The sequence below is a fragment of the Tardiphaga sp. P4_G1 genome (assembly GCF_056401215.1).
In genome coordinates this window covers 222,815-245,878 of record NZ_JBFUJU010000002.1, presented here as the reverse complement: position 1 = coordinate 245,878, position 23,064 = coordinate 222,815, and the positions used below count along the sequence as shown (strand labels likewise).

Below are 23,064 nucleotides of genomic sequence, written 5' to 3'. Positions count from 1 at the left end.
TATTACGGGCGAATTATGAAACGCGGGAACGCAAACATATTTCTGGAAGCATACTCCCAATGACCAGCCTTAAAGAGACGATCGTCGAGAAATTCCTGTCTGATCTTGCCGCGAAACAGGCGCTGAATGACGGAAAACTCGAAGCGTTCCGAAAGCTTCTTGCGGAGAATCCAAAGGTCAAAGCCGACGAATTCTTGAAGATATTCGCGGACGACGAGAGTGATTTCGCATGATCAAATTAATCTCTGCCCACATTGAGGAAGTTCGCGGCATTCGCAAACTCGACATAACCTTTGATCAAACGAATTTTGCGATCTCCGGACCTAACGGCTCAGGCAAGAGTGGCGTTATTGACGCGATCGAGTTTGGCCTTACCGGAGAGATGGTCCGCCTTCAGGGGCGCGGCACCAAGGGGCTGTCAGTCGCGGAACATGGACCGCACGTGGATAAAACCAAGTTTCCTGATGCGGCGTTTGTCGAACTCAAGGTCTTCATTCCGGCTCTCAACAAGGGTGCCACTATCCATCGCAAGGTTTCTGCGCCGAAGAAGCCAAAAATTGTTCCCAACGATCACGATATAAAAGCGGCACTCGCTGATATTGCAGCGCATCCGGAGATCACCCTTTCACGTCGTGAGATCCTCCGCTTCATCCTGGTAGAACCGACCGCTCGGTCGGAAGAAATACAGGCAATCCTCAAGCTTGACGATATTGGTCAAATCCGCAGCAGCCTGAATACTGCGCAGAACCGGCTTCAGACCGCCCACAAGGCCGCGGAAAATAACGTACGGTCTAGCCGTGACACCTTGCAGCGGCACCTCCAGATTCCGGCGTTTCAGGCAGCTGAAATCCTGGCGGCAATCAATCCGCGTCGCAAAATATTGGGGCTTGGCTCCATTGAAGCCTTGGCTGCAGACACAGAGCTCGATGCGGGCCTCACGGACACGGCAAAAGCGCCGGAATTCAACAAGCAATCGGTTCTGCGCGATCTGCATGCGCTTGAACAGGCTGTCACGACTCTTCCAGCCACCGGGGCGGACAACGTTGCCTCCATCCTGTCTGTGCTCGGCACTCTGGAAGCCGATCCTTCTTTTCTGGATATTCTCAACCGGCGTGAGCTGATCGAAAAAGGTCTCAACCTCGTTGATGGGGCTGACTGCCCACTCTGCGATAAACCCTGGGATGGCGAAAATCACCTGCGCGCGCATTTGACGGCTAAATTGGCCAAATCATCCGAAGCAGCGCGCCTTCGCGCGACGCTAGTCGCGGCGGGAAGCGAGCTTTCGCGAGACGCCACGAAGCTGAGCTCGCTTCTTGGGCTTGTCCAATCGGCTGCGGTTAGCTTGGACGATGCTTCGACAGAGGCAATTATCGAAGCATGGGTCGCAGACCTTGGACAGCTCCGAGGCCAACTTGCGCGCTTTGAGGGATTGCTGGAGCTTAAGCCGAGGCTGCAAGCCGGATGGTACTCGATACCAGGTGATTTGGTTGAAAAGCTGAGCGGTTTAAGGAAAACCATTGAGGCCAGGCCGGACCAGACTGCAACGGCGGATGCCCGAACATTTCTGCTGACAGCCCAGTTGCGGTTAAACGATTACCGTAACGCCATGCGCCAGAATAAGCGCGCAGAGGCGACAAGCAATATTTCGAAACTGGCCTACGAAGCCTATTGCGGAGCCATGGAGACGGAGCTTAATGCCCTGTACGAAAGCGTGGAGAACGATTTCAGTTCGTTCTATCGAACAATCAACGAAGGTGACGAGCTGAAGTTCGCGGCCAAACTTACGCCAAGCGAAGGCAAGCTCGATTTCTCTGTGAACTTCTATGAGCGCGGACTGTTTCCGCCTGCGGCCTTTCATAGCGAAGGGCATCAGGACGGCATGGGCGTCTGCCTATATCTTGCTCTGATGAAACGTCTGCTTGCAGACCGCTTCACGATCGCTCTGCTTGATGATGTCGTTATGTCAGTGGATACGGATCACCGATATCAGTTCTGCAAACTGCTAAAGTCCGAATTTCCGAATACGCAGTTCATTATTACAACCCATGATCGCGTATGGGCGGAGCAGATGCGGTCAGCAGGCCTCGTCACGTCCAAGACCTCTTTGGCCTTTCATAGCTGGACGGTCGATACCGGACCACTTGTTGAATCAAATGTCGAGATCTGGGATGAAATCGCGGGATCACTCGCGAAGGGCAAGGTCGAGGCCGCAGCGGCAGCCCTTCGACATCACCTCGAATACGTCGCGCGGCTTCTTGCCAATGACCTTGGAGCCCAGCCGGTTTTCAAATCAGACGGACAATACGAACTCGGCGAACTGATGCCGAGTGTGCTTGTCCGTCTTAGAGACCTATGCGGCAAAGCGGCGGATGCTGCCCAGTCTTGGGGACATGATGCCGATAAACAAGCAGCCCTCGACCGGAAAACGAAGCTTTCGGGCTGCAACGGCGCTGTGAGCATTGAGCAATGGGCGGTCAACAAGGCGGTCCATTACAACGCATGGGCAAATTTCGGCCGCAAGGATTTCGAGCCCGTGGTAACCGCTTTTCGGGAACTCCTGGACTGCTTTCGCTGTAGTGAATGCGACACGTGGCTTCACATTACTCCGCGCGGCGCACCTGAAGTGGTCCGTTGCTCGTGCAGCAAAGTGAGCCTGAATTTGAAACGAAAAGCCAAATAGCGAACCACTTGGCTGACACATGACCGATCTCAAACAGTTCAGCGAAGATACGTTCAAGGCGGCGCAAAGCCCGGCAAACTGGCTGCTTAGTGCCGAGCGACTGCGCGATGGTGCAGAGGCGATCCTGACCCACGAACAGGCTTTGGAAGTCGATTTCCTGCGGGCCTATGACGCCGCCACGAAGGAAGCAGCGGCGATAGCGTATAGCGAAGGAAGACATGCAGGCGTCGCTGATATCGAGGCGCGCGCTCCAAATTACCCTGCGGCGCAGCTTCTCTATGGGTACGCCCTTGAAAATCTGTTCAAGGGAATCTGGATTGCAAAGGACCGCTCGCTGATCTCCAAAGGTAAACTAAACCGCAAGCTGAAAGCGCACGACCTGACAAAATTGGCAGAGCTCGCGGGCTTTGTCCTTCACACACAGGAGACACCGGTCGTACAGGCGCTTTCAAAGCTTACGGTATGGGCGGGCCGCTACCCGGTCGCACTGTTCGAGAGGGAATTCACATCCACGCCGAATGCCGACGAGTTGCTCGACTATGGGGCGCGCCATCCGATCGTCAGAGCCCTGTACGAACGGGGCCATGCTAAGTTGACCGCGTTACTGCCGAATCCGATCACAAACCGGCATGGTGCAGTCGCGGTCTTCCGCCAGCCGGGGACGTACGCATGACCGATCGAGCGACCGTCTCATGGCTAAGCGACGGCGAGAAATACGCGCTGTTGGGCCTCAACATCAAAAGCGACCCGACGGGGTTTTCCGCCGAACAAATTTCGCCCGAGCTTGCGGTTCTGACGCAATCCTCGTTCAAGATGCCGTCGCACTGGCGCGAATGGCTGGGAAGTATCCGCGCAGAGGAAGTCGAGGATTGCGATCTCTTCATTCTCACCAAGCTTCAATCAAAGCACCCCGGTGTGCTCGACGACGAAAATCAGGAGCTTCAGGCACGGGTCTGGGGTTTTTATCGCGGGTTGTTACTGACAAGCCGGTTCGCTACCGCACACAAGCCTGTGATCTTGACGGGGTCGCGCGAGGACAATGAAGTCGGCGTCCGTCAGGCGCAGGATCTGGAAACGCCCGCTGAGTGCGTTTTCCGCTTCTATCCCGAGGTCTCGCAAGCAGACCTGAGGCAGGCTGCTGAAGTTGCCATGCAGCTCGGCAAGATTGGCGAGGCTGCGAAGAGCAACAGCTTTTGGCGTCTGTTTCGAGTTCTGCAACTCTATGTCTCCACTCGCCCCGAACGTCAGATGCTCCACCGTTTGCATCAATATGCGCGGTGCGTTGACGGTCTCATCCTGTCGCGACCAGGTAAGGGTGCCAGCGATTTCATGAGCAGGACCGAGTTGTTTATTGGAGCGGGTCATGCCGACGTGATGGGCGAAATCTACGCGGATCGCAGTGCTGTCGAGCATTTGCATGAAGACAGGTTGCTGGAGCCGTTCGAGCGGACGAAGCGGCTTGAACTGGTGCGAAAGGAAGCGATCATCGAGTACGTCGCGCGCACGGTCCAGCAGCGGATCGTCCTGAACGAACATCTATGGCTGCATTTCGCCAACCGAGAGGGGCTTGAAACGTTCTGGGCGATGCGGCCCGACCAGCGGAGGGCCGTCTGGGGCGATCCGATCAATCCGCTTGAGGCGCTCGCAGAATTTGAACCGAAGGATATCCAAGATGGTGATTTGGGCGCTTGATTCCGACTTAGTGGAGCGTTTTGGCCCGATTAGGGGCCATGGCCAGATGCTCGCCCGACGGTCAGCTTTTACCTAGCGACGCCTTGATTCCAAGTTCGCTGCGATGCGGCGAGCATGATGTACGTCAATTCTGACATGGTGTTCCCTTGCAAGGTTGGCAGCTTAGGTTGTGTATAGGTAGCCGATTCCACTGCATCGCGACCTTAAGCGCGCCTAATAGCGTCATTTCGGTCTGTCGATCGCCTCAACGCGAAATCTTTGAAGGGTTGAACGTGACGCCCGATAGAATTGATCTTCAGCGCATTAGGGTCTTTGGGGGGTCGCAAAACCATGCATTTGAAGAATTGTGCTCGCAACTCGCAGCGTTAGAGCCGCGCAGTGACGGCGATGTTTTCTTTCGCAAAGGTGTTGGTGCCGACGCCGGGGTGGAATGTTTTATTCGGCATCGCAACCGCGACGAAACGGGATGGCAAGCCAAGTTCTTTTTTGAATTCGGCTCGGGGCAAGTTGGCCAGCTTGACGAATCAATCGAACAGGCTCTTGCGAAGCATCCGCGTCTGAAGCGCTATATCGTCTGTATACCATTCGATCTGTTCGACCAGCGTTCGGGCAAAGCAATGAGCCAGTTGGCCCGCTGGGAAGCTTGGGTCAATAAGTGGAAAACGAAGGCTGCCGGTAACAAGCGCAGGATTTCAATTGAGCTGTGGAGCAAGAGCGCCATCGTCGAGCGGCTGGGCCGGGACAATCCGCTTTATTCGGGACGCTCAGTCTTCTGGTTCGACGACACATTTCTCACGACGCGATGGTTCGCAGAACGGTTCGAGCGGGCGCGCGCGAGTCTCGGACAGCGCTACACGCCTGACACGAATGTTGAACTGCCCATCCGGCATGCGATCCTTGGCTTCTGTCGCGACCCTTCTGTTCTTGATGAGGTCGACCGCTGGGGCCAAGAACTTGAAACGACGCGGCACAGCGCGATACGAGATCTCCGATCGCTCCAATCTATCAGCGCACTCGCCGTCGAAACCGCGGATCTAGAGAAGACGACCGCGTCATTGAGTTCGCTCCTCTCGGCGATACCTGCTGATCCAGATTATCACTTCCCGATCCAGAGTTTGATCGATGGAGCGAACGAGGCGCTTACAGCAGCCGCGCGAATAATGCGGGCCGCCTGGAACTTCAAGAGTACCGATACAAAAGAACAGGACAAAGTCCGATACCTGTCTCACAGCTTAAACAAACTCGACGCGGCGATTGACACCATTCTCTCGGCTCTCGGCGGAGACCGCTGGCGTATCATCAACGAGCGACGCGTACTCGTGACTGGTCCGGCCGGCATCGGCAAGTCACACTTGTTCGGTGATGCGGTCGATCATCAAGTCTCGCAAGGACGTCCTGCCGTACTCGTCCTGGGCGGCGCGCTGATAGAGGACGACTTATGGAGCCAGATTGTGAAGCTGCTGGGCCTCACGGTATCTCCCGAGATGTTCCTTGGAGCTATGGATGCGGCAGCCGAAGCGGCCGGAACTCGTGCAGTCATTTTCATTGATGCGATTAATGAGCGTCACGGTATCGCCATTTGGTCCGAACGGCTCTTGGCTTTTTTAAAGGTGATCGAACCGTTCCCTCGTGTGGCGGTGGCATTGTCCTGCCGCTCGACCTATCTGCCTTATATTCTACTGAATGACGCGGCTAAGAACGTGCCCCAGCTCCGGCATATCGGGTTTTCAGGTCGGGCCGCAGAGGCTGCCAGGCTGTATCTCGATCGACGTGGCATCGTGCGTATGGCGGCGCCCAACCTCGTACCCGAATTCGAGAATCCGCTGTTTCTAAAGACGTGTTGTGATTATTTACAAAAGGAGGGCCTCACAGAACTTCCCCGAGGTCTTCGGGGCGTTACCGAGATTTTCCACTTCTACACGAAAGCTGTTGCAAAGTCGGTCGAGCACCGCCTCGGGCTTGATCATAAAATGAAAATCGTCACTCGTGCTCTTGAAGCCCTGGCGGCGGCTTTCGATAAGGGCGAACGGGGATATCTAGAGTATCAAAAGGCCGCGCAAGTACTCGAACCCATTCTTTCGTCCGAAGGCCGCTTTGAAACCAGCTTGCTTGCTCAATTAATCAATGAGGGCGTTCTTGCGGACGAACCTGTCGCGGCTGAAGATGGTGGGATTGATCAGATCGTGCGATTCTCGTTCGAACGCTACAGCGATTATCGCATTGCGCGGCAACTTCTTGATCAGCATTTGAATGATATCTCGCCCACGAGCTCGTTTAAAGATGAGACGCCGCTTCATGCCTATCTCACCGGCGAAGACGCCTATAAGCATGCTGGCGTGATCGAGGCTATGGCCGTTCAGCTTCCTGAACGATGCGGCCTTGAATTACCGGACGCGATCGCGAGAAATGCCCGCTACGTGCATTTGGTTACTGAGGCGTTTCTTGGCAGTGTATTGTGGCGCGAGCAAAAGGCATTCACCAAACGTACTCTTGAACTTCTTAAGGATGCCTCACGGATGTCAGGCCGTGACGAGCAGCTCCGAACGCTGATTGCCATAGCGACCGAACCGCACAATGCGTTCAACGCAAATTACCTTCATGACATTCTACGCAAGCGACCTATGCCGGACCGAGATAAGGAATGGTCAACATACATCGCCTTTGAAGAGGATGAGGACGATCCAATCGAGACGCTCATCTCGTGGACCGGTCACAACGGTTTCGAAGCAATTGATGACGCGAGGGCTGAGCTTACTGCCATCATCCTCACTTGGTGTTTCACAACAAGTAACCGGTTCATTCGGGATCGTGCCACCAAATCGCTCGCGACGCTTCTCTCGACGCGGCTCAAAATTGCGGCACAGACAATTGACCGCTTCAGGGATATTGACGATCTTTACGTTATCGATCGACTTATGGCGTCGGCATATGGTGCTGCGTTACAAGGAATGGATGTTGGCGGTCTTGCTGCGCTAGCTCAGAGTGCCTTTACGTGTGTGTTTGATCGCGACGAAGCGATTGTACACGTTTTAATTCGCGATTATGCGCGTGGGATAATTGAACTGGCGCAGATGCGAGGCGTACTGCCTTTGACCATCGATATTGGACGGGCACGACCGCCGTATCGGAGCGAATGGCCAATCGAAGATGTTCCAGAATCCACCATCGAAAGCTACAAGCAGGATTACCCGGGCGGACATCGGATTAGAGATGATATCGTCGGATCGGCTGTCAATGACGGCGATTTTGCGCGCTATATATCAGATTACCCTATTCGCAGCTTCAGTACTCTTCCAATTGCATGGATAGGCAGAACTGAGCGGAGCATATATGATGATTGGGTTGCCGCGCTTACGGCAGAGGATCCAAAATCATTTAAGCTATTGAACGATGTGATAGCGGCATGTGATCTCTGGCGCGCGGAGCAAGATCCGCGCAGTCCTATGGAAATCGCAATTAAGTTCGTTAAGCCTGGCGATCCCGTTGATGAGGATCGGCGAAATTCACATGAGAAGGCAGTCGACGAGGCCGAAGAAAAATTGCGTGCATCACTTGGTGTTACAGGGTGGACCCAATACTGTGATCAGGCCCGTCATCACGTGCGCGACGGTCTCCAGTGGGCTCGACGACATTATCAGTGGCCGCCATCGTTTGACTCCCATGTAGGGCGACGCTGGATCTGCAAGCGAGCGCATGACTTTGGCTGGACGCAAGAACGGTTCGCCGATTTCGAGCGAAACTCAAGCCGTGGCGGTGATCGGCACAATCATCGGATCGAGCGGATCGGCAAAAAGTATCAATGGATGGCATTCCACGAGCTTCTAGCTCGCTTGGCAGATAATGTTGCCTATAGGGAATCGTCCTATCCTGCACGATTGACCGCGTTCAATGGTCCTTGGGAAGTCAATCGCCGAGATATCGATCCTTCGCTACTGGCCGCGCGGCCGCAAGATGAAAAACGTCAAAGTGATCGGACATGGTGGATGCCCGTCCAGGTTTCCCTGAAGGAAATGTCGCCATACGGACGGCTTGCGTGGCTTGAGAGCCCAGACGATATAGTCAATGGGGAGCATCTAATAACAGTCACGGAACCTAAGACTAAGCGAACGTGGCTTGTCATCGACGAATTCGAAAATTGGAATCAATGGGGTCTTCGAAACGGAGAACGTACCCTCGATCGCCAAGTATGGTTTCATCTTCGTTGTGTTCTTGTTCGGTCGCCCGACCGGGAAAAGCTAGTTAGTGCGCTCTCGGATAAGATATTCCGAGGCCAGCACGACATGCCCGAGCTTGATAAGCCATCGGAGGGTTACATAGGTGAGTACCCCTGGCACCCGATCTTTAAACAAATGGACCCTTGGCTTTCGGCCTCCAAATTCAAGGAAACCTCCTTCAAAATCCAGCCGACCGTGACGGATTATCTCGCTGAACGAGGTGGGCACGACTATTCGATTGAGGAGACGTTTCGCTTCAACCTGCCAGCGCCGGGACTTCTCAACGGCATGAAGCTTCATCTGTCAAATGGGCGCTCGCTCGATTACGCCGATGATAATAGAAATACCATATTCTTCGATCCATCGACGCGGGAGCCCGGTCCAGGCGCGGGCTTGATCGACCGCGATGCGTTTCTCGCTTACCTATCATCTGCTAATCTAGAAGCCGTTTGGATCATCTCGGGTGAAAAAGACATAACCGGTGGCGACAAACACCACCCGGGCTTTGGCGGGTCACGGTCGTTTACGTCGATATATTGGCTGAACGAGGGTCGCTTTGAACGCCGCGATTTCGAAGAGCGTCAGAGGCCGACACCGGAACAACTGGAAAAATACTTTGAAGAAGACGGTGTAGAGCCGCCGCGGCCTAGGAGAAAGCCATCGGTGACAAAGAAGCCCGTGAGAAATCCTAATGCGAAGCCGAGGGCAGGATCGGCCACCAAGTCGAAAGTGTCACCAAAAAAGGCGACTAAGAGACCGACATTGGCTGCGGCTGGTAAGACGGTCGTTAAAAAGAAAGTCGCCAAGAAAGCAAAAGAATCCTCGAACCTAAAAAGGGTGCCTGGAAAAGTACAGGCAAGAAAGAGCGCGACCAAAGTTGAACCTCGCGGAAGACGAAAATAGATATCTGACAAGCCAAAAGTAATTGTGACCCTTACAAATAGCCTTCGTATAAATACACGCGCGCTCTCGCCTGAAGATGGCGGCCTCGGCATGGCCGGGCGCGGAGGAACGTCAGACTGGCGCGGTGCCGCGGGCGCGGAATCCCATTCATAGGTTGAGCGGGAAGCCGCCCAACCACATACTCATCTTGCGCTAGGCAGCCACCTTATCGCGGATCAGGTCGCCCGTGGCAAAGCACGGCTTTTGGCCACTCTGGAAGATCTGGCAATCGATGCAGCGGCCAACTGTATAAGAAAGATGAAAAACCTATCCAGTCCGGTGACTGTATAAGAAAGTTACATTTCCTATACAGTTCTCGGCGATCAGGTAGCTCGGTGATTTCGCCATTTCCAATGAGTGAGATCAACCCTGTGCCAACGCCAAACTGCAGTCGTCGAAACGAAAGGGACTGGAAGGTGGGGCTTTAGCCTGTTGGCGCCCTTAGGTGCCTCTAATTGGTGGCAGTGTGGCTGGTCGTACGACAGCTACGTGTACTCGTGATGCAGTGAGCTTTTCGGCGAAGCTTGTGAAGACAAGGGCAGGGAGCATGTGCGCGGGGCACCGTATCACCCGCAGACCCAGGGAAAGATCGAGCGCTGGCACCAGACCCTGAAGAACCGCATTCTGCTCGACAACTATTATCTACCCGGAGATCTCGAACGACAGATCGGCGCCTTCGTCGAACATTACAATCACGTCCGCTATCATGAGAGCATCGAAAACGTCACACCGGCCGACGTCTACTTCGGCAGAGCGGAGACAATCCTCGCAGAACGTCAGCGCATCAAACGCGCCACCATCGCAAACCGCCGCTTGCAGCACCGACTGCAGGCCGCTTAAACTCTACCCCTGATGAGCCAGAGCCTCCCTTCTCGAAATGCCTGATCAGTCTCAAATTATCTGATGACGGACACTGACGCTTAAAACGGTCGCTGCGAGCGCTCGTTACACTTTAGGAACGAGAAATCCGATCATCCGCAACGGAGAAACCAATCAAGTCTTGCGTTCTTATCGTGTTCCGCGATGTCTGCCATCGCGAAACACGGCTTTAGCTCTCAGCGGCATCACTTCACCTTCCCGTGAAAACAGACCATTTGGCTAAGCCGGTGGAATTCCAGGGAGGACCGTATGAAATCCGTACTCGTCGCGGCCGTAGTCATGATTGCTACAACAGGTGCCGTAAGAGCTGACCAATATCCGAGCAGGGCGGTGACGATCGTGGTCCCTGCAGCGCCGGGTGGAACGACGGACTTGACCGGCCGCCTGCTGGCTGAAGGTCTGCGGCAACGGCTCGGTAAGACTTTCATCATCGAAAACAAGGGCGGAGCCAGCGGCAATATCGGCACTGGCGGCGTGGCTCGTGCGAAGCCGGACGGCTACACGCTGCTAAGCGCTTATTCCGGCTATCAAGTCGCTAATCCGGCCCTGTTTCCAAAGCTGGACTGGGATCCGGTAACGAGTTTCGAGCCCATTGCGATGGCGCTGCGCGCGCCGCAGGTTATTGCAGTGCGGAAGGAATTTCCCGCCAACACGCTGCAGGAATTCATTGCATATGCGAAGGCGAACCCGGGCAAAGTGACGTACGCATCTTCCGGACTGGGCTCCATCCAACACATCGGCAGCGAGCAACTTTCAAATCTCACTGGCATCAAGATGGTCCACGTCCCGTACAAGGGATCGGGACCGGCGATGAACGATCTCGTTGGCGGTCAGATCGACGTTTTCATCACGACTCCACCGGCGGTCGTAGGCTTGCTGGCTGATAAACAGGTCAAGGTGTTGGCGATCACGAGGGCAACGCGGCATCCGTCGATGCCGAACGTGCCAACGACGGCGGAAGCCGGATTGAAGGAGTTCGAAGTTGATTCCTGGTTCGCACTCTATGCGCCCGCAAAGACGCCAAAGGCGATCATCGAGAAATTGGCGAAGGAAGTCGCGGAAGTCGTGAAGTCGCCCGACTTCATTCGCAAGGCTTCAGACAACGGTGCCGATGTCGAATTCAAGGGGCCGGAAGAGTTGCGGGCCTTTACGGGCGAGCAGCTCAAATACTGGTCGGAAATGATCAAACAGACCGGGATCAAGCTGAACTGATCGAGCGAGGGCTTCGGATAATGCTCACGCATCACCGGTGCGCTCCTCACGACGGCAATTTGTGGAGAAACCAAGCATGCCTCAGGGCGAAAACAAAATAAATGCAGAAACGGCCACGGGGCCGCTTGCGGGCATGATGGTCCTTGAACTCGGCTGCTATATTGCGGGACCGTTCGCGACACGGCTCCTTGCGGATCAGGGCGCGACCGTCATCAAGGTCGAGCCGATCGACGGCGGCGATCCCGTCCGTACGTGGGGCGAGATGGTGGATGGTAAATCGGTCTGGTGGTCGGTTCACGGTCGCAACAAAAAGAGTGTGACAGTCAATGTTAAGACGCCGGAAGGGCGTGCCATCGTTCTTGACTTAGCCAAACAGTCGCGGGTCATCGTCGAAAATTATAAGCCGGGCCAGATCGAACGCTGGGGGATTGGTCCCGGTGAAATCGAAGGGGTGAACCCAACCGCGGTTCTCGTTCGCATTTCCGGATACGGTCAGACAGGTCCGCTCTCGCGCAAGCCATGTTTCGGCGTGATAGGAGAGGCCATCGGGGGCCTGCGCCATCTCACTGATCAGGCGCCCGGCACGCACGATCTGCCGCCGGTGAGGGCAGGTGTCAGCATCGGCGACAGTCTGGCAGGCATATACGCGGCAATGGCTGCGCTCGCAGCGGTCCATGAGCAAGACCACAGCGACGCGCCGAAATTTCGCATTGTCGATGTATCGCTCACCGAAGCAGTTCTCAGCCTTCTGGAAGGATGCGTTCCGGAATATGGATTGCTTGGAAAGGTGCGTCAGCCGTCCGGATCGACATTGCCGACGACGGCTCCATCGAACGCCTACCCGACGAAGGATGGCACGTGGATGTTGATCGCAGCGAACTCCAATCCGCTATGGACGAAGCTGTCGGCTTTGATCGGGCGCCCCGAGCTTGCCAATGCACCGACGTTCCAGACCAATGTAGAGAGGGTGGCCAATGCAAGTGATCTGGACGCATTGATTGCCGACTGGACGAAGACCGTGGACAGTGACGATCTCGCAAGAAAGCTCGACGAGGCCGAGATACCGTCCTCGAAAATCTACACGGCTGCGGAAATCTGTGCGGACGAACAATATCGCGCCCGCCAGATGGTCGTCCCGATAAATGACCCGAACTTCGGAGAGGTCCTGCATCCCGGGGTAGTTCCCGTCGTTTCCGGATTTGACAGGACGGCCGCGATCCGCTGGCCTGGCCCGGAAGTGGGCGCGCACACGAACGAGGTTCTCGAACACCTGCTCGGATTCTCACCGGATCGCATATCCGGCCTCAAGCAGAGCGGAGTAGTATGATGGATGGCGTGACGATATGCGAGGTGTCTCCGCGTGACGGGTTTCAACCGGTGCGAACGGTCATTCCTACCTCGGACAAGGTGGAAGCGATTTGGCGATTGAGCAAGACGGGTCTGGGTCGCATCGAAATCGGCGCGTTCGTCAGCCCGAAGGCGATCCCGCAAATGGCCGACATCCGCAATGTCTGGTCCGCCACAAGGTCGGATAATCTATCCTATCGGCCCTCCGTTTTGGTGCCGAACGCAAAAGGGGCTGAGCTGGCACTCGCCGAAGGGTTGAACGAGATCGTCTTCGTGCTTTCTGTCTCCGAAAGCCACAACGAATCCAACGTAGCCCGCTCAGTGCCCGAATCCATGATGGAGCTCCAGGCCGTCATTGACCGTTTGAAGCATGTCGAAGGCGCATTCCTTCGGGTCAATCTTGCAACTTGTTTCGATTGCCCGTTCGAAGGCACGATCTCGCCGAACCGCGTCCTCGAACTTGTGGAGACGATCTCGCCGTTCCGCAGTCAGATCGAGTACGGTATCTGCGACACGACGGGCAGAGCGAACCCGGCCCAGATGACCAGCCTGTTCTCACTCCTTGTGCCCCGCATCGCGGCAAAACAGCAAGCGGTCGCTTTTCACGGGCACGACACGTTCGGGCTCGGCGTGGCCAATGCCCTGTATGCCTATCAGGCTGGCGTTCGGATATTCGATGCGTCGGCTGGCGGGTTAGGGGGATGTCCCTTCGCACCGGGCGCTTCCGGAAACACGGCGACGGAGGATCTCGTCTTCACGTTCGAGAATATGGGCATTACGACGCAGATAGATCTAGCCAGCATGCTTGACGCCGCGGCGTACGTCTCCAAACTGGACCCATCGTCGTCCGGCGGCCATCTCACCCGGGTCCCGCGCGAGCGCGCCCTCGCTCCGGCCAGGCGGGCCGCCGCGTAAATCCGATGGAGATGGCTGCGCCAGCGAGCCGTCCCTCAACCGCCGGTAGGGCTCCAATCGGTGCATTGCCATGATCTCACATGACCTGACATCTCTTCTCCTGTTCGCAGAAGTGGTGGAACAACGCAACATTGCCGGCGCCGCTCGAGAAAAGAACCTTGCCACCTCGGCCGCTTCGAAGCGCATCTCCGACCTCGAATTGAGGATGGGTACTGCTCTGCTGAACAGGCTGCACAACGGTGTTATACCGACGCCAGCGGGAGAGGCGCTCTACAACCACGTCAAACGCGTCGAGAGCATCCTACAAGACGTCGAAACCGAGATCGGCGAGTATGCCCGCGGCGCCCGTGGGCATGTGCGCATTTGGGCGAACTGGTCGGCGCTCGCACAGTTTCTTCCCGAGGATCTGGCGATGTACGCTCAACGCTTCCCGGACGTCGGTTTGGAGTTGAAGGTGGACGTTTCCGGGGCGATCGTGGAAGCGGTCTCGATGGGAGAGGCCGACATAGGAATCTACTCGAACCATATCGGCCCGACCAGCCTGTGCGAACGCGTCTATCGCCGGGATACTCTTGTGGTGGTCGCGCCGCGTGGACACGCGTTCGAAGGCAGGGCCTCCGTGTCCCTGCGCGACCTGAGCGAACATCCCATCGTTTCTCTGAGTGTGAAAAGCACGCTGAGCACTCGGCTCGCTGCAGAAGCTGCGGTCATCGGCGTGCCCTTGCGTGTGAAGATCGAGGTGCTGGACTTCGATTCTGTGCGCGGCCTCGTGGCGGCCGGCCTCGGCGTTTCCGTGCTTCCGCAAGGGGCGGTTGAGCCTTATCTCGGCGGCGATCTGTCGATCATTTCCGTGCCATTCAGCGAGCCGTGGGCGACCCGCTCGTTGATGATCGGCTATCGAGCGGAGGACGCCCTGACTGCGGCTGCGCGCGATCTGGTTATGTGCCTTGCACCGCGATTGGATGCCAAAGCTTAAGTACGGTGGGACTTGGACGAGTGGTGAATGGTGCCAGGAGACGGCGCCGCGCGGCAGGATCGGACAAGAATTTCGCAGAGCTGGGCTACCGCCCGAAATGGAAACTGAGCCACAACGCGTCTCACACCTGCATGGAGACGCAAATGACCGTTCGGCATTCATCCTCGACAAGATCCCTGCGACCGCTGCGATGGGGAACGGCTGCATGGTGGGACGATCTCCATAAATTGGCGACACGACGGCATCGCTAAGTCTGCGCCGCCCTCCGCCGTGAAGGTTGCCGTAGGGTTGCCGCGTTCGCTCGTGCACCGGCATGTCGTGGACACGCGACTGTTTTCAGCGGAACGTGCAACTTCCATCGCGCATTGTTAGACGCGGGCGTTGATACTCATTTGATTGTGTTCGACGCGATGCCCCATGTTCACTAGACCAAGTATCTCGCCCCTTTCTGGAGGCCGGATGTGGAAAACGATCACCTCGCCGATTCAAAAGAAGCTTGCCAGCATGCTGGTAGATGCAAGGTAAGACGCTGGCCGCCAGATTGATCTTGCAGAAAAGCTTGGCGTTTATCAGTCGTGGGTAACGCACATGGAATCTGGTCAGCGGCGGATTGATGTCGTGGAGCTTATCGAGTTGGGCCGAATCATTGGTTTTGATCCTGCCGCGATGGTACGAAACTAAACAAGCGCTCGTCGCAACGTCGCCCGCCGGGTGTGAGTCCAGGGTTCTGAGCATTAATTTCTAGCATATCGATATCGGTGGATTGGAGAGGTGCCAATTTCCTAGATTCGGTGGAGATGGTGCTTGGTCCCATATCCCTTGTGCTGCTGGAAGCTGTAACCCGGGTGGACTCGGCTGCTGTTGTCCATAAAGCGGTCACAAACGACTTTCGCGATAATGGATGCTGCCGCCACGGATAGACTGGATCGCCGCCGACGATTGGGCGCGTGGGAACGGGGCGTTCAATATCGATAGGTCCGTCGACCAGGACAAGATCCGGCCGGAGTGGAAGATTGCGGTCATCTTCAAGACTTGTTGCCCGTCAGCACCCCTGAGACGAAATGAGGGACTTCACGTAGGGAGGATTTCTGGTTCATCGTAGCCGTAAGGAACGAAGATGAAACATACATCCGGGCCGGGCAAAGCACCGGCAGAACAAGTGCTGAAGGACATCCGGCGCCAGACGCGCCGCCAGTATTCGGCGGAAGAGAAAATCCGCATCGTGCTGGATGGATTGCGTGGAGAGGAGAACATCTCCGAGCTTTGCCGCCGCGAGGGCATCGCCGCCTCGATGTATTACGGCTGGTCGAAGGAGTTCCTTGAGGCTGGCAAGCGCCGGTTGGCGGGCGACACGGCCCGCGCCGCCACCTCCGGCGAGGTCAAGGACCTACGTCGTGAAAGCTCAGCTCTGAAGGAAGTGGTTGCGGATCTCACCCTGGAAAATCGCCTGCTCAAAAAAAGTTTGAACGGGGATGGGGAGGACGAGGCATGAGATATCCTGCGTCCGAGAAGGCCGAGATCATCGAATTGGTAGAGCGGTCACACCTGCCCGCCAAGCGCACGCTGGACAGGCTCGGCATCCCGCGCGCCACGTTCTATCGCTGGTACGACCGTTACCGCGAGGGCGGTATTGAGGCGTTGGCCGACCATCGGTCTCGACCGGATCGCGTCTGGAATCGCATCCCGGACGATGTGCGAGGCCAGATCATCGGTGTGGCGCTGGAACTTCCGGGGCTATCGCCGCGCGAGTTGGCGGTGCGCTTCACCGATGAGAGGAAGTACTTTGTCTCCGAGGCTTCAGTCTATCGGCTGCTGAAGGCATACGACCTTATCACCAGTCCTGCCTATGTGGTGATCAAGGCGGCGAACGAGTTCAAGGACAAGACCACCGCCATTAATCAGCTTTGGCAGACCGACTTCACCTACCTCAAGATCACCGGCTGGGGCTGGTACTATCTGTCGACCGTCCTTGACGATTTCTCGCGCTGCATCGTGGCCTGGCGGCCTGGTCCCACCATGTGCGCTTCCGACGTCACGGCGACGCTCGACCAGGCGCTGGCGGCCTCCGGCCTTGACGACATTGCTGTCACGCAGCGGCCGATGCTTCTCAGCGACAATGGGTCGAGTGACGTGGCAGGCGATCTGGCCACATGGCTTGAAGACAAGGGCATGGAGCATGTGCGCGGGGCACCGTATCACCCGCAGACCCAGGGAAAGATCGAGCGCTGGTACCAGACCCTGAAGAACCACATTCTGCTCGACAACTATTATCTACCCGGAGATATCGAACGACAGATCGGCGCCTTCGTCGAACATTACAATCACGTCCGCTATCATGAGAGCATCGAAAACGTCACACCGGCCGACGTCTACTTCGGCAGAGCGGAGACAATCCTCGCAGAACGTCAGCGCATCAAACGCGCCACCATCGCAAACCGCCGCTTGCAGCACCGACTGCAGGCCGCTTAAACTCTACCCCCTGATGAGCCAGAGCCTCCCTTCTCGAAATGCCTGATCAGTCTCAAATTATCTGATGACGGACAAAACGGCATCAGCAGGGATTATAGCCTTGGCCGTGATTCGGAAGCGGAACTGAGCAACGGCGATTGTCCGGCGGTGTCCCTTGGGCGCGGATATGGAGGCGAATGCATCGGTCAAGTCAAAGCTCCTACTCAACGCGTTCTGACGACACTTCGATTCTGGCACAACGATATTTTGCCAAACTGGTACTTAGCCGCTGCATCTGCCGGTGTTGGAGTCAGTGGATGCCAGTGACCAGAACACATGCGAAATATTTGTGCAGGTTCGAGAAAATACGGGCACCAGGGCTAAGGGCGCAGGCGATGCATACACTACGCGCGCTGCCGCTCCGTTGGATAATTGAAACGGTCAATTGGGGTGTTGATATGAACCGGTTAAAAATACTCATTATCGGGTTCGCCATTTGTCTTATGCCCGCGATCGCGTTGGCGCAACCTTATCCTACACGACAACTAACAATGGTTGTGCCGTATGCGGCAGGCACGGGAGCAGACGTTGTCGCGAGAGCGCTCAGCAGAAACTTAAGCGAAAAGCTAGGGCAGCCGGTAATCGTCGAGAACAAGCCGGGTGCCGGCACGAATATCGGTCATGCGTATGTCGCTCGTTCCAAACCGGACGGATACACGATCGCATTCGCTTCAGTAGCGGGCCTTGCAGCAAACAAGAGCCTCTATCGAAATCTCAATTTTGATCCTCAAGGCGATTTGACGCCGGTGTCGATGGTAGGGAAGGGGGCAATGGTGGTTCTCGCGACGCCAGCCTCCGGCGTTCGCAGCATCGAAGATCTCGTGAAATATGCCAAGTCTCGACCCGGCAAGGTCAATTTCGGCGCCGCCAACACGTTTGCCCGCGTTTGGATCGAGGTGCTGAAGTCTGCTGCCGGAATCCAGGCAGAAACAATTCTATACGCTAATGCAGGAACGATGCTGAACGATCTGATGGGAGGGCGCCTAGACTTCACCGTCGAAAATACCGGAACGTCGCGTGGATTAGTTAGCAGTGGTGATCTCGTTCCTCTTGCCGTTACCTCGAAGGAGCGCGGCAAATTCAATGCTGACGTCCCGACGCTCTCGGAGTTGGGAATAACGAATCTTGAGGCTGATACGTGGTATGCGATATATGCTCCAAAAGGAACGCCGAGCGAGATCGTCAAGCGCCTAAACGCTGAAATTAACGCGATCCAAGTGATTCCTGAATATGCGCGAGTGAAAGATTTTGCTGAATATGCGGGGGGCGGTGGCACGCCCGAGGAAATGGGAGCATTCCAGGCCAGTGAATTGGAGAAGTGGCAAGGGATAGCCGCGAAGACTGGCATTCGACTAGATTAAGTTCTCCGCTAGGCATGTCGTACCGTCCGCCGTTTATTAGGCGAAAGGCGTCGACCAGCGATTGAGGTTTGCAGGGCGCGAGCTGATCAGGAACACGATGATCGAGCAGCCTTTCATCTGACGAGAGTATTGCCTCGTCAGATGAAGGCATGACGCGTGCCGGCGCCTGCTGACCGGACGGGAAGGTGATCGACACCTTGTACCGTCACCCATACCAACCCATTGCGTTAAGCTGGATCGAAGTATTCACTTTCGGCCCGCTTGCCGTCCTCCCACACGTGGAAGCAAGCATCCCAAAGCACCAGTTTCCCGTGGCGATATTCGAGGAGTTCGAGGCCCCGGCCTTCCATCTTTTTGCCGGTGACCGAGTCAATCCAGTCGGCGGTCCAGCTACGGGTCACTTTCTGCCCGTCGATGGCCAGCACCGTCTTCTTCAGCTTGTAATTCTTCTGTCTCAACAGCCGCTTTTTCAGCCAGGCCCGCGCCTGTTCCCGTCCTCGGATCTCCGGCAGTGTTGCGAAGCGGACGATGACCTCGTCGTCATATTTTGCAACTAGGCCGTCGACATCGCCCTTCTCGAACTTCTCCTCGGACGCGCGGCTTGCCGCCTCGGCTGCTTCCCAAGCGATGGGCTCTTCTTCGACAGGCTGTTCCAGGGCAATATTCATTGTCGCTCCTTGTCGATGGGTGATAGGAGCGCAACATCGCCTCATGCCGGTTACGCGAGTAGACCCAGTTTGAACGGATGTCGATGATCCAGAATGCGCAGCATAAAAAATCCCATCGCACTTCCGGAAAAAGCGCGATGGGCAGTGGGAGGAACCTAGTCGTTCGATCGCGGCTCGACGGGTTTGATTACACGGCCGAAATCAGGCCGAAAGTGCATCTATACGTTTGGTGAAGCACGTGATCTTAACGCTTCCGGACTCAGAAGATAACTACACGGTGCATGCGACCGCGCCGGGGCAAAGTCAGCGTGATGGTCGGCTTCACATCCAGAACGTATGAGGTGTGAGCAATCTCGGCAGATTGGCATAATGGCCCGATAGTCGGCCTTTGAACCTAATCCAGAGCGACATAAGCATGCTTGTCTCGTATTCTTCCAAAGGAGCGGGAAGGCGCACGGCCGTCCCGTTGCTTGGACCGGATCAGTACTTGCCGAAATAGCTGCTTTCCTTGGCCTTGCCAGCTTCCCAGTAATTGTAGGAGCAGTCCCAGACTTTCAGTAAACCGTTTTCTAGCTGTAGGGCTTCAACACCACGCGCTTCATATCGTTTGCCTGTGGCATTATCAGTCCAGGTTCCTACGAAGCTGTTGGCGTAATTCTGGCCGGAAACCAGCAGGAAGCTCTTGTCGACTTTGTAGTCGCCTTGAGATGCGAAGCGCGCACGAAGAAACTTCTCGACCTGCCCCTTGCCCGTCATCTCTGGCAATTCCGCGAAACGGACGACGATGTCGTCAGCATACTTGCTGATGATGGCGTCGACGTCGCCGGCCTCGAAGCGCTCCTTGCTCTTAGCTAGGCGCGCGACAACGTCTTCAACTGTGAGGTCTCGTTCGAGAGTTGCAGTCGACATTAGAAGTTTCCCTTCCGTTATTAACGACAAGGCAAGCTGAGGCGGTTTTCGAGACTCCGGCGAGAGCCAGATTGCGGGTTTCGCGCTGGACCAGATTGCAACGTGCTGCGACATTTCGAAGCCGATCATTCGCAGCTTGCCGTCCTAAGCCGAGCGTTGTCCATGCAGATATTTCAACAGCCACTGCCCCATATGCTGGCTGTTGCACGGATTTGCGGAAATTTTTGACAAACCATGCCGTTTGCATGTGCAGATACCATCGCCATGTGGATCACTGTGGAGTGTGGATTCTGGACCTGTTGTGAGTTGGTCCGGCGGCAGCCGGGATTGAAGCGCGACCGTATTGTGGTTAAGGCGGCGTTCAAAGCCCGCTCGATCCGCCCCTCGTGTGCCGCTTTCAAAACACGCGGCCCGATGCGCTCCGAAATGTCGAGTCGAGGGACTGATGCTTACGATGCGAGATGAAGATCCTATGCTTGCCCGTCGCTTTGACCTTATAGCAAACAGGGCCAATCCATTTGGTTCAGCGGACCTAATTATCGGTCCTAGCTTAGGTCTCGTAAGGTGACTATCGTGATATGAACCGCACGTGACGAAACAAAAAACTTAAGGAGAGAAACTTATGAAAATTCTTCAACCAGAGAACTGGAAAAAGCCGCGCGGTTATGTGAACGGTGTCGCTCTCGATGGGCCCGGCCGCTGGATCGTTCTCGCCGGGCAGACGGGCCAGAACGAGGATGGCAGTTATCCCCCGTCTCTCGCCGAGCAAACCAGCAATGCCATGCGGAAGATCTGCACATTGCTGACCGAAGCAGGCGCAGGCCCCGAACATATGGTCAAGCTGACGTGGCTGTTGACCAGTCGTGACGAGTATGGAGCTTCCGGCGCTGGCATCGGTGAGGCCTGGAAACAGAATTTCGGCCGCAACTTTCCGCCATCCACGCTCGTTTACGTCGCAGGTCTGGTCGATGTGGAGGCGAAGGTCGAGTTGGAAGTAACTGCGTTCGTGTGAGTAGCACCTAGGTGTCTAGGTCCGCGCGGTGTGGGGGATCAGTCAAGCTGATCCCTCGCTCCGGGAGAAGCTGTGAGACAGATACTCCACGGTAATCGCATGACACGCATGCCATCCGAGTGGCGACACAGCGAACGAAGGCTCAGCTCCAGCAACTAGCCGCGCAGCGCAGCCCCGGCTCGGATGCGGACATTAATGCGTCTGGTCTGCTCGTCCCGCGCTCGGACAGAATCACCTGATTAAGCTGCATTTCGTAACATGCGTTTTCGAGGTCAGAGTTGAGGACTTAGCACTATGGAGCATGCTGAGACGATGTCCATTCACTGCGACTTCGCGGGCTTTTCTCGTTTCTTCGCGTTGGAGCGCAAAAAGTAAAACGACTCCGATTGCCATTACGAGTGCAGCTAAGATCATCGCTCCTTGAAAGCTGCCTGTTGAGGTCGCGATATAACCAGCTATGGCCGGTGCAACAATTTGGGCGGCGCTATAGCTGAGCGTTAAACGGGCCATTGCCTTGGCTGGATTCTCGGGAAAGTGCCTTCCAATGATTGACAAGGTTAGGCTCACTACGCCCACGAACGTGGCGCCATAGAGGATTGCACTGAGTATGTTGACCGAAGCATTGTTGCTCATTGTCGGCCATGCAATGGAGAGTGTCTGCGACCAACCGCATTCGCGAGGCGATCCCAGAGGAAACAGGAAGGTGTTGCTGCCAAGCCCACCATCACCCACACCCACATTCCTTTGCCTGTGAGCAGCGGGAGCTGCTCTAGCATGGCAACGGTGAACGTTGCGCTGATGACGTAACCAACCCCTCCGCAGAAGTAGGCAGCAACCAGCAGGTTCATCCAACATCGCGATGGTGGCTGAGGAGCGGCCTTGACGGTTTGAGGAGGAAGCCCTTCTGGTGCTGGAAGCCAGAACCAAGCGGGCAAGAAGAACGCCACGCCTAGCAGCCCAAGGCTCATCCATTGAGCCTTCCAAGACAAGCTCCCCGCCATTGCGGCGACGGCCCAGCCTGAAACGATGATACCAAGCCCAATTCCGGCAAAGTGCAGACCGAGTTCGGGTTTGTGGTCGTGCCGGATGAGCCAATTGAGGACGAGTCCGGACGCGAGAAGAAGGCCGGCAGTGCTTGAGAAACCAGATATAAAGCGCAGGACGGCCCAGAGAAACATGTCTTGAGCTAGCCCCATCCCGGCAGTGCTGAGAACCGCAACTATGAGCCCACATCGATACATGTAGAATTTCTGCCTCAAGCTACCAATCGTGGCCGCTGTGAGCACGCCGAAGATATAGCCAAGGTAGTTCAGCGTCGCTAACCATCCCCCCGCTAAACTAGATAGGCCTGCATCGTTACGCATGATCGGCAGCATGGGGGTGTATGCGAACCGTGCGAGCCCGACAGTCAGAATTAGGGCAGATATGCCGGCGAAGATAACCCGCTGACGATTAGAGCCAGAACAGCTAAAGCGTGGAAGTGTGGTGTGGAGGGGCATGTGAAGCGCTCAAGTGTTGAGGGATGAGCAACATGCTATGGCCCGGGCACATTCACTGTCTTTCGACGTATGGACTAAGTATATCGATGAAACGACAAAGTGAGGTGAAAGCGTGCCTTTGCGAGATGACTGGATCACGATTGCAGTGCCTGAGTTTGACTCGCTGCCCGCACCGATTTACCTGCGCGCCGAAAGCTTGGCCCCCCGACAGTGCTTTCCTTCGCACGCGCACCCTTGGAATCAGTTTGTC

17 protein-coding genes and 2 pseudogenes are annotated in these 23,064 nt (G+C 56.0%); 15 read left to right on the top strand and 4 right to left on the bottom strand.

The genetic code is table 11. The features are described 5' to 3' along the window. The first annotated feature begins 59 nt into the window (after positions 1-59). From AC1DUY_RS05250 to AC1DUY_RS05200, 11 genes and pseudogenes are all read left to right on the top strand, one after another. Positions 60-233, top strand: a complete 174-nt coding sequence (locus AC1DUY_RS05250) for a hypothetical protein (RefSeq protein ID WP_478112788.1) — start codon at positions 60-62, stop codon at positions 231-233. Beyond that, positions 230-2,680 (top strand): AAA family ATPase, encoded by a 2,451-nt coding sequence (locus AC1DUY_RS05245; protein ID WP_478112786.1) that lies wholly within the window; start codon positions 230-232, stop codon positions 2,678-2,680. Before AC1DUY_RS05250 ends, AC1DUY_RS05245 begins: the two co-directional genes overlap by 4 nt. A 19-nt stretch (positions 2,681-2,699) precedes the next feature. Further along, positions 2,700-3,353, top strand: a complete 654-nt coding sequence (locus AC1DUY_RS05240; RefSeq protein ID WP_478112785.1) for a hypothetical protein — start codon at positions 2,700-2,702, stop codon at positions 3,351-3,353. Continuing rightward, positions 3,350-4,372: a hypothetical protein gene (locus AC1DUY_RS05235; RefSeq protein ID WP_478112783.1), complete on the top strand. Its 1,023-nt coding sequence runs from the start codon at positions 3,350-3,352 to the stop codon at positions 4,370-4,372. Before AC1DUY_RS05240 ends, AC1DUY_RS05235 begins: the two co-directional genes overlap by 4 nt. A 272-nt stretch (positions 4,373-4,644) precedes the next feature. Further along, positions 4,645-9,489, top strand: a complete 4,845-nt coding sequence (locus AC1DUY_RS05230) for an NACHT domain-containing protein (protein ID WP_478112781.1) — start codon at positions 4,645-4,647, stop codon at positions 9,487-9,489. Positions 9,490-10,062: 573 nt separating this feature from the next. Beyond that, positions 10,063-10,368 (top strand): annotated as a pseudogene (locus AC1DUY_RS05225) (integrase core domain-containing protein); the annotation flags it as partial. A 288-nt stretch (positions 10,369-10,656) separates the two neighbouring features. Beyond that, positions 10,657-11,619, top strand: a complete 963-nt coding sequence (locus AC1DUY_RS05220) for a Bug family tripartite tricarboxylate transporter substrate binding protein (protein ID WP_478112779.1) — start codon at positions 10,657-10,659, stop codon at positions 11,617-11,619. 76 nt (positions 11,620-11,695) lie between these two features. Beyond that, positions 11,696-12,946, top strand: a complete 1,251-nt coding sequence (locus tag AC1DUY_RS05215) for a CaiB/BaiF CoA transferase family protein (RefSeq protein WP_478112777.1) — start codon at positions 11,696-11,698, stop codon at positions 12,944-12,946. Beyond that, on the top strand, positions 12,946-13,881 hold the full coding sequence (locus AC1DUY_RS05210) for a hydroxymethylglutaryl-CoA lyase (RefSeq protein ID WP_478112775.1): 936 nt from the start codon (positions 12,946-12,948) through the stop codon (positions 13,879-13,881). The genes AC1DUY_RS05215 and AC1DUY_RS05210 overlap by 1 nt, the downstream gene beginning before the upstream one ends. Positions 13,882-13,951: 70 nt before the next feature. Continuing rightward, the gene (locus tag AC1DUY_RS05205) at positions 13,952-14,857 is read left to right on the top strand and encodes a LysR family transcriptional regulator (protein WP_478112773.1); all 906 of its coding nucleotides are present in this window, start codon (positions 13,952-13,954) and stop codon (positions 14,855-14,857) included. Positions 14,858-15,445: 588 nt separating this feature from the next. Then, positions 15,446-15,538 (top strand): hypothetical protein, encoded by a 93-nt coding sequence (locus tag AC1DUY_RS05200; RefSeq protein WP_478112771.1) that lies wholly within the window; start codon positions 15,446-15,448, stop codon positions 15,536-15,538. Positions 15,539-15,639: 101 nt separating this feature from the next. On the opposite strand, the gene AC1DUY_RS05195 is transcribed toward AC1DUY_RS05200, so the two are convergent. Next, positions 15,640-15,771 carry a hypothetical protein gene (locus AC1DUY_RS05195; protein WP_478112769.1) on the bottom strand — a complete coding sequence of 44 codons (132 nt, stop codon included), beginning with the start codon at positions 15,769-15,771 and terminating at the stop codon, positions 15,640-15,642. 203 nt (positions 15,772-15,974) lie between these two features. On the opposite strand from AC1DUY_RS05195, the gene AC1DUY_RS05190 reads away from it, so the two are divergent. Together AC1DUY_RS05190 and AC1DUY_RS05185 are read left to right on the top strand one after the other, a co-directional pair. Further along, positions 15,975-17,326, top strand: a protein-coding gene (locus AC1DUY_RS05190; RefSeq protein WP_478112767.1) for an IS3 family transposase whose coding sequence is annotated in 2 segments (ribosomal slippage) — positions 15,975-16,320 and positions 16,320-17,326 — 1,353 coding nt in all. Because the reading frame shifts where the segments join, the coding sequence is not laid out codon by codon here. A gap of 296 nt (positions 17,327-17,622) precedes the next feature. Then, on the top strand, positions 17,623-18,726 hold the full coding sequence (locus AC1DUY_RS05185) for a Bug family tripartite tricarboxylate transporter substrate binding protein (RefSeq protein ID WP_478112766.1): 1,104 nt from the start codon (positions 17,623-17,625) through the stop codon (positions 18,724-18,726). Positions 18,727-18,953: 227 nt separating this feature from the next. Here AC1DUY_RS05185 and AC1DUY_RS05180 read toward each other — a convergent pair whose 3' ends face one another. Together AC1DUY_RS05180 and AC1DUY_RS05175 are read right to left on the bottom strand one after the other, a co-directional pair. Further along, entirely contained in the window at positions 18,954-19,394 is a 441-nt protein-coding gene (locus AC1DUY_RS05180; RefSeq protein ID WP_478112764.1) for a nuclear transport factor 2 family protein, read from the bottom strand. 480 nt (positions 19,395-19,874) lie between these two features. Next, positions 19,875-20,432: a nuclear transport factor 2 family protein gene (locus AC1DUY_RS05175; RefSeq protein ID WP_478112762.1), complete on the bottom strand. Its 558-nt coding sequence runs from the start codon at positions 20,430-20,432 to the stop codon at positions 19,875-19,877. Here AC1DUY_RS05175 and AC1DUY_RS05170 point away from each other — a divergent pair. Both AC1DUY_RS05170 and AC1DUY_RS05165 read left to right on the top strand, forming a co-directional pair. Then, positions 20,375-20,608: a hypothetical protein gene (locus AC1DUY_RS05170; protein WP_478112760.1), complete on the top strand. Its 234-nt coding sequence runs from the start codon at positions 20,375-20,377 to the stop codon at positions 20,606-20,608. The genes AC1DUY_RS05175 and AC1DUY_RS05170 overlap by 58 nt on opposite strands. A 317-nt stretch (positions 20,609-20,925) precedes the next feature. After that, a complete protein-coding gene (locus tag AC1DUY_RS05165; protein ID WP_478112758.1) occupies positions 20,926-21,315 on the top strand; it encodes a RidA family protein in 390 nt (129 codons plus the stop codon). A 384-nt stretch (positions 21,316-21,699) separates the two neighbouring features. Here the strand turns inward: AC1DUY_RS05165 and AC1DUY_RS05160 are convergent. Beyond that, positions 21,700-22,814 (bottom strand): annotated as a pseudogene (locus AC1DUY_RS05160) (YbfB/YjiJ family MFS transporter); the annotation flags it as partial. Positions 22,815-23,064 lie beyond the last annotated feature (250 nt).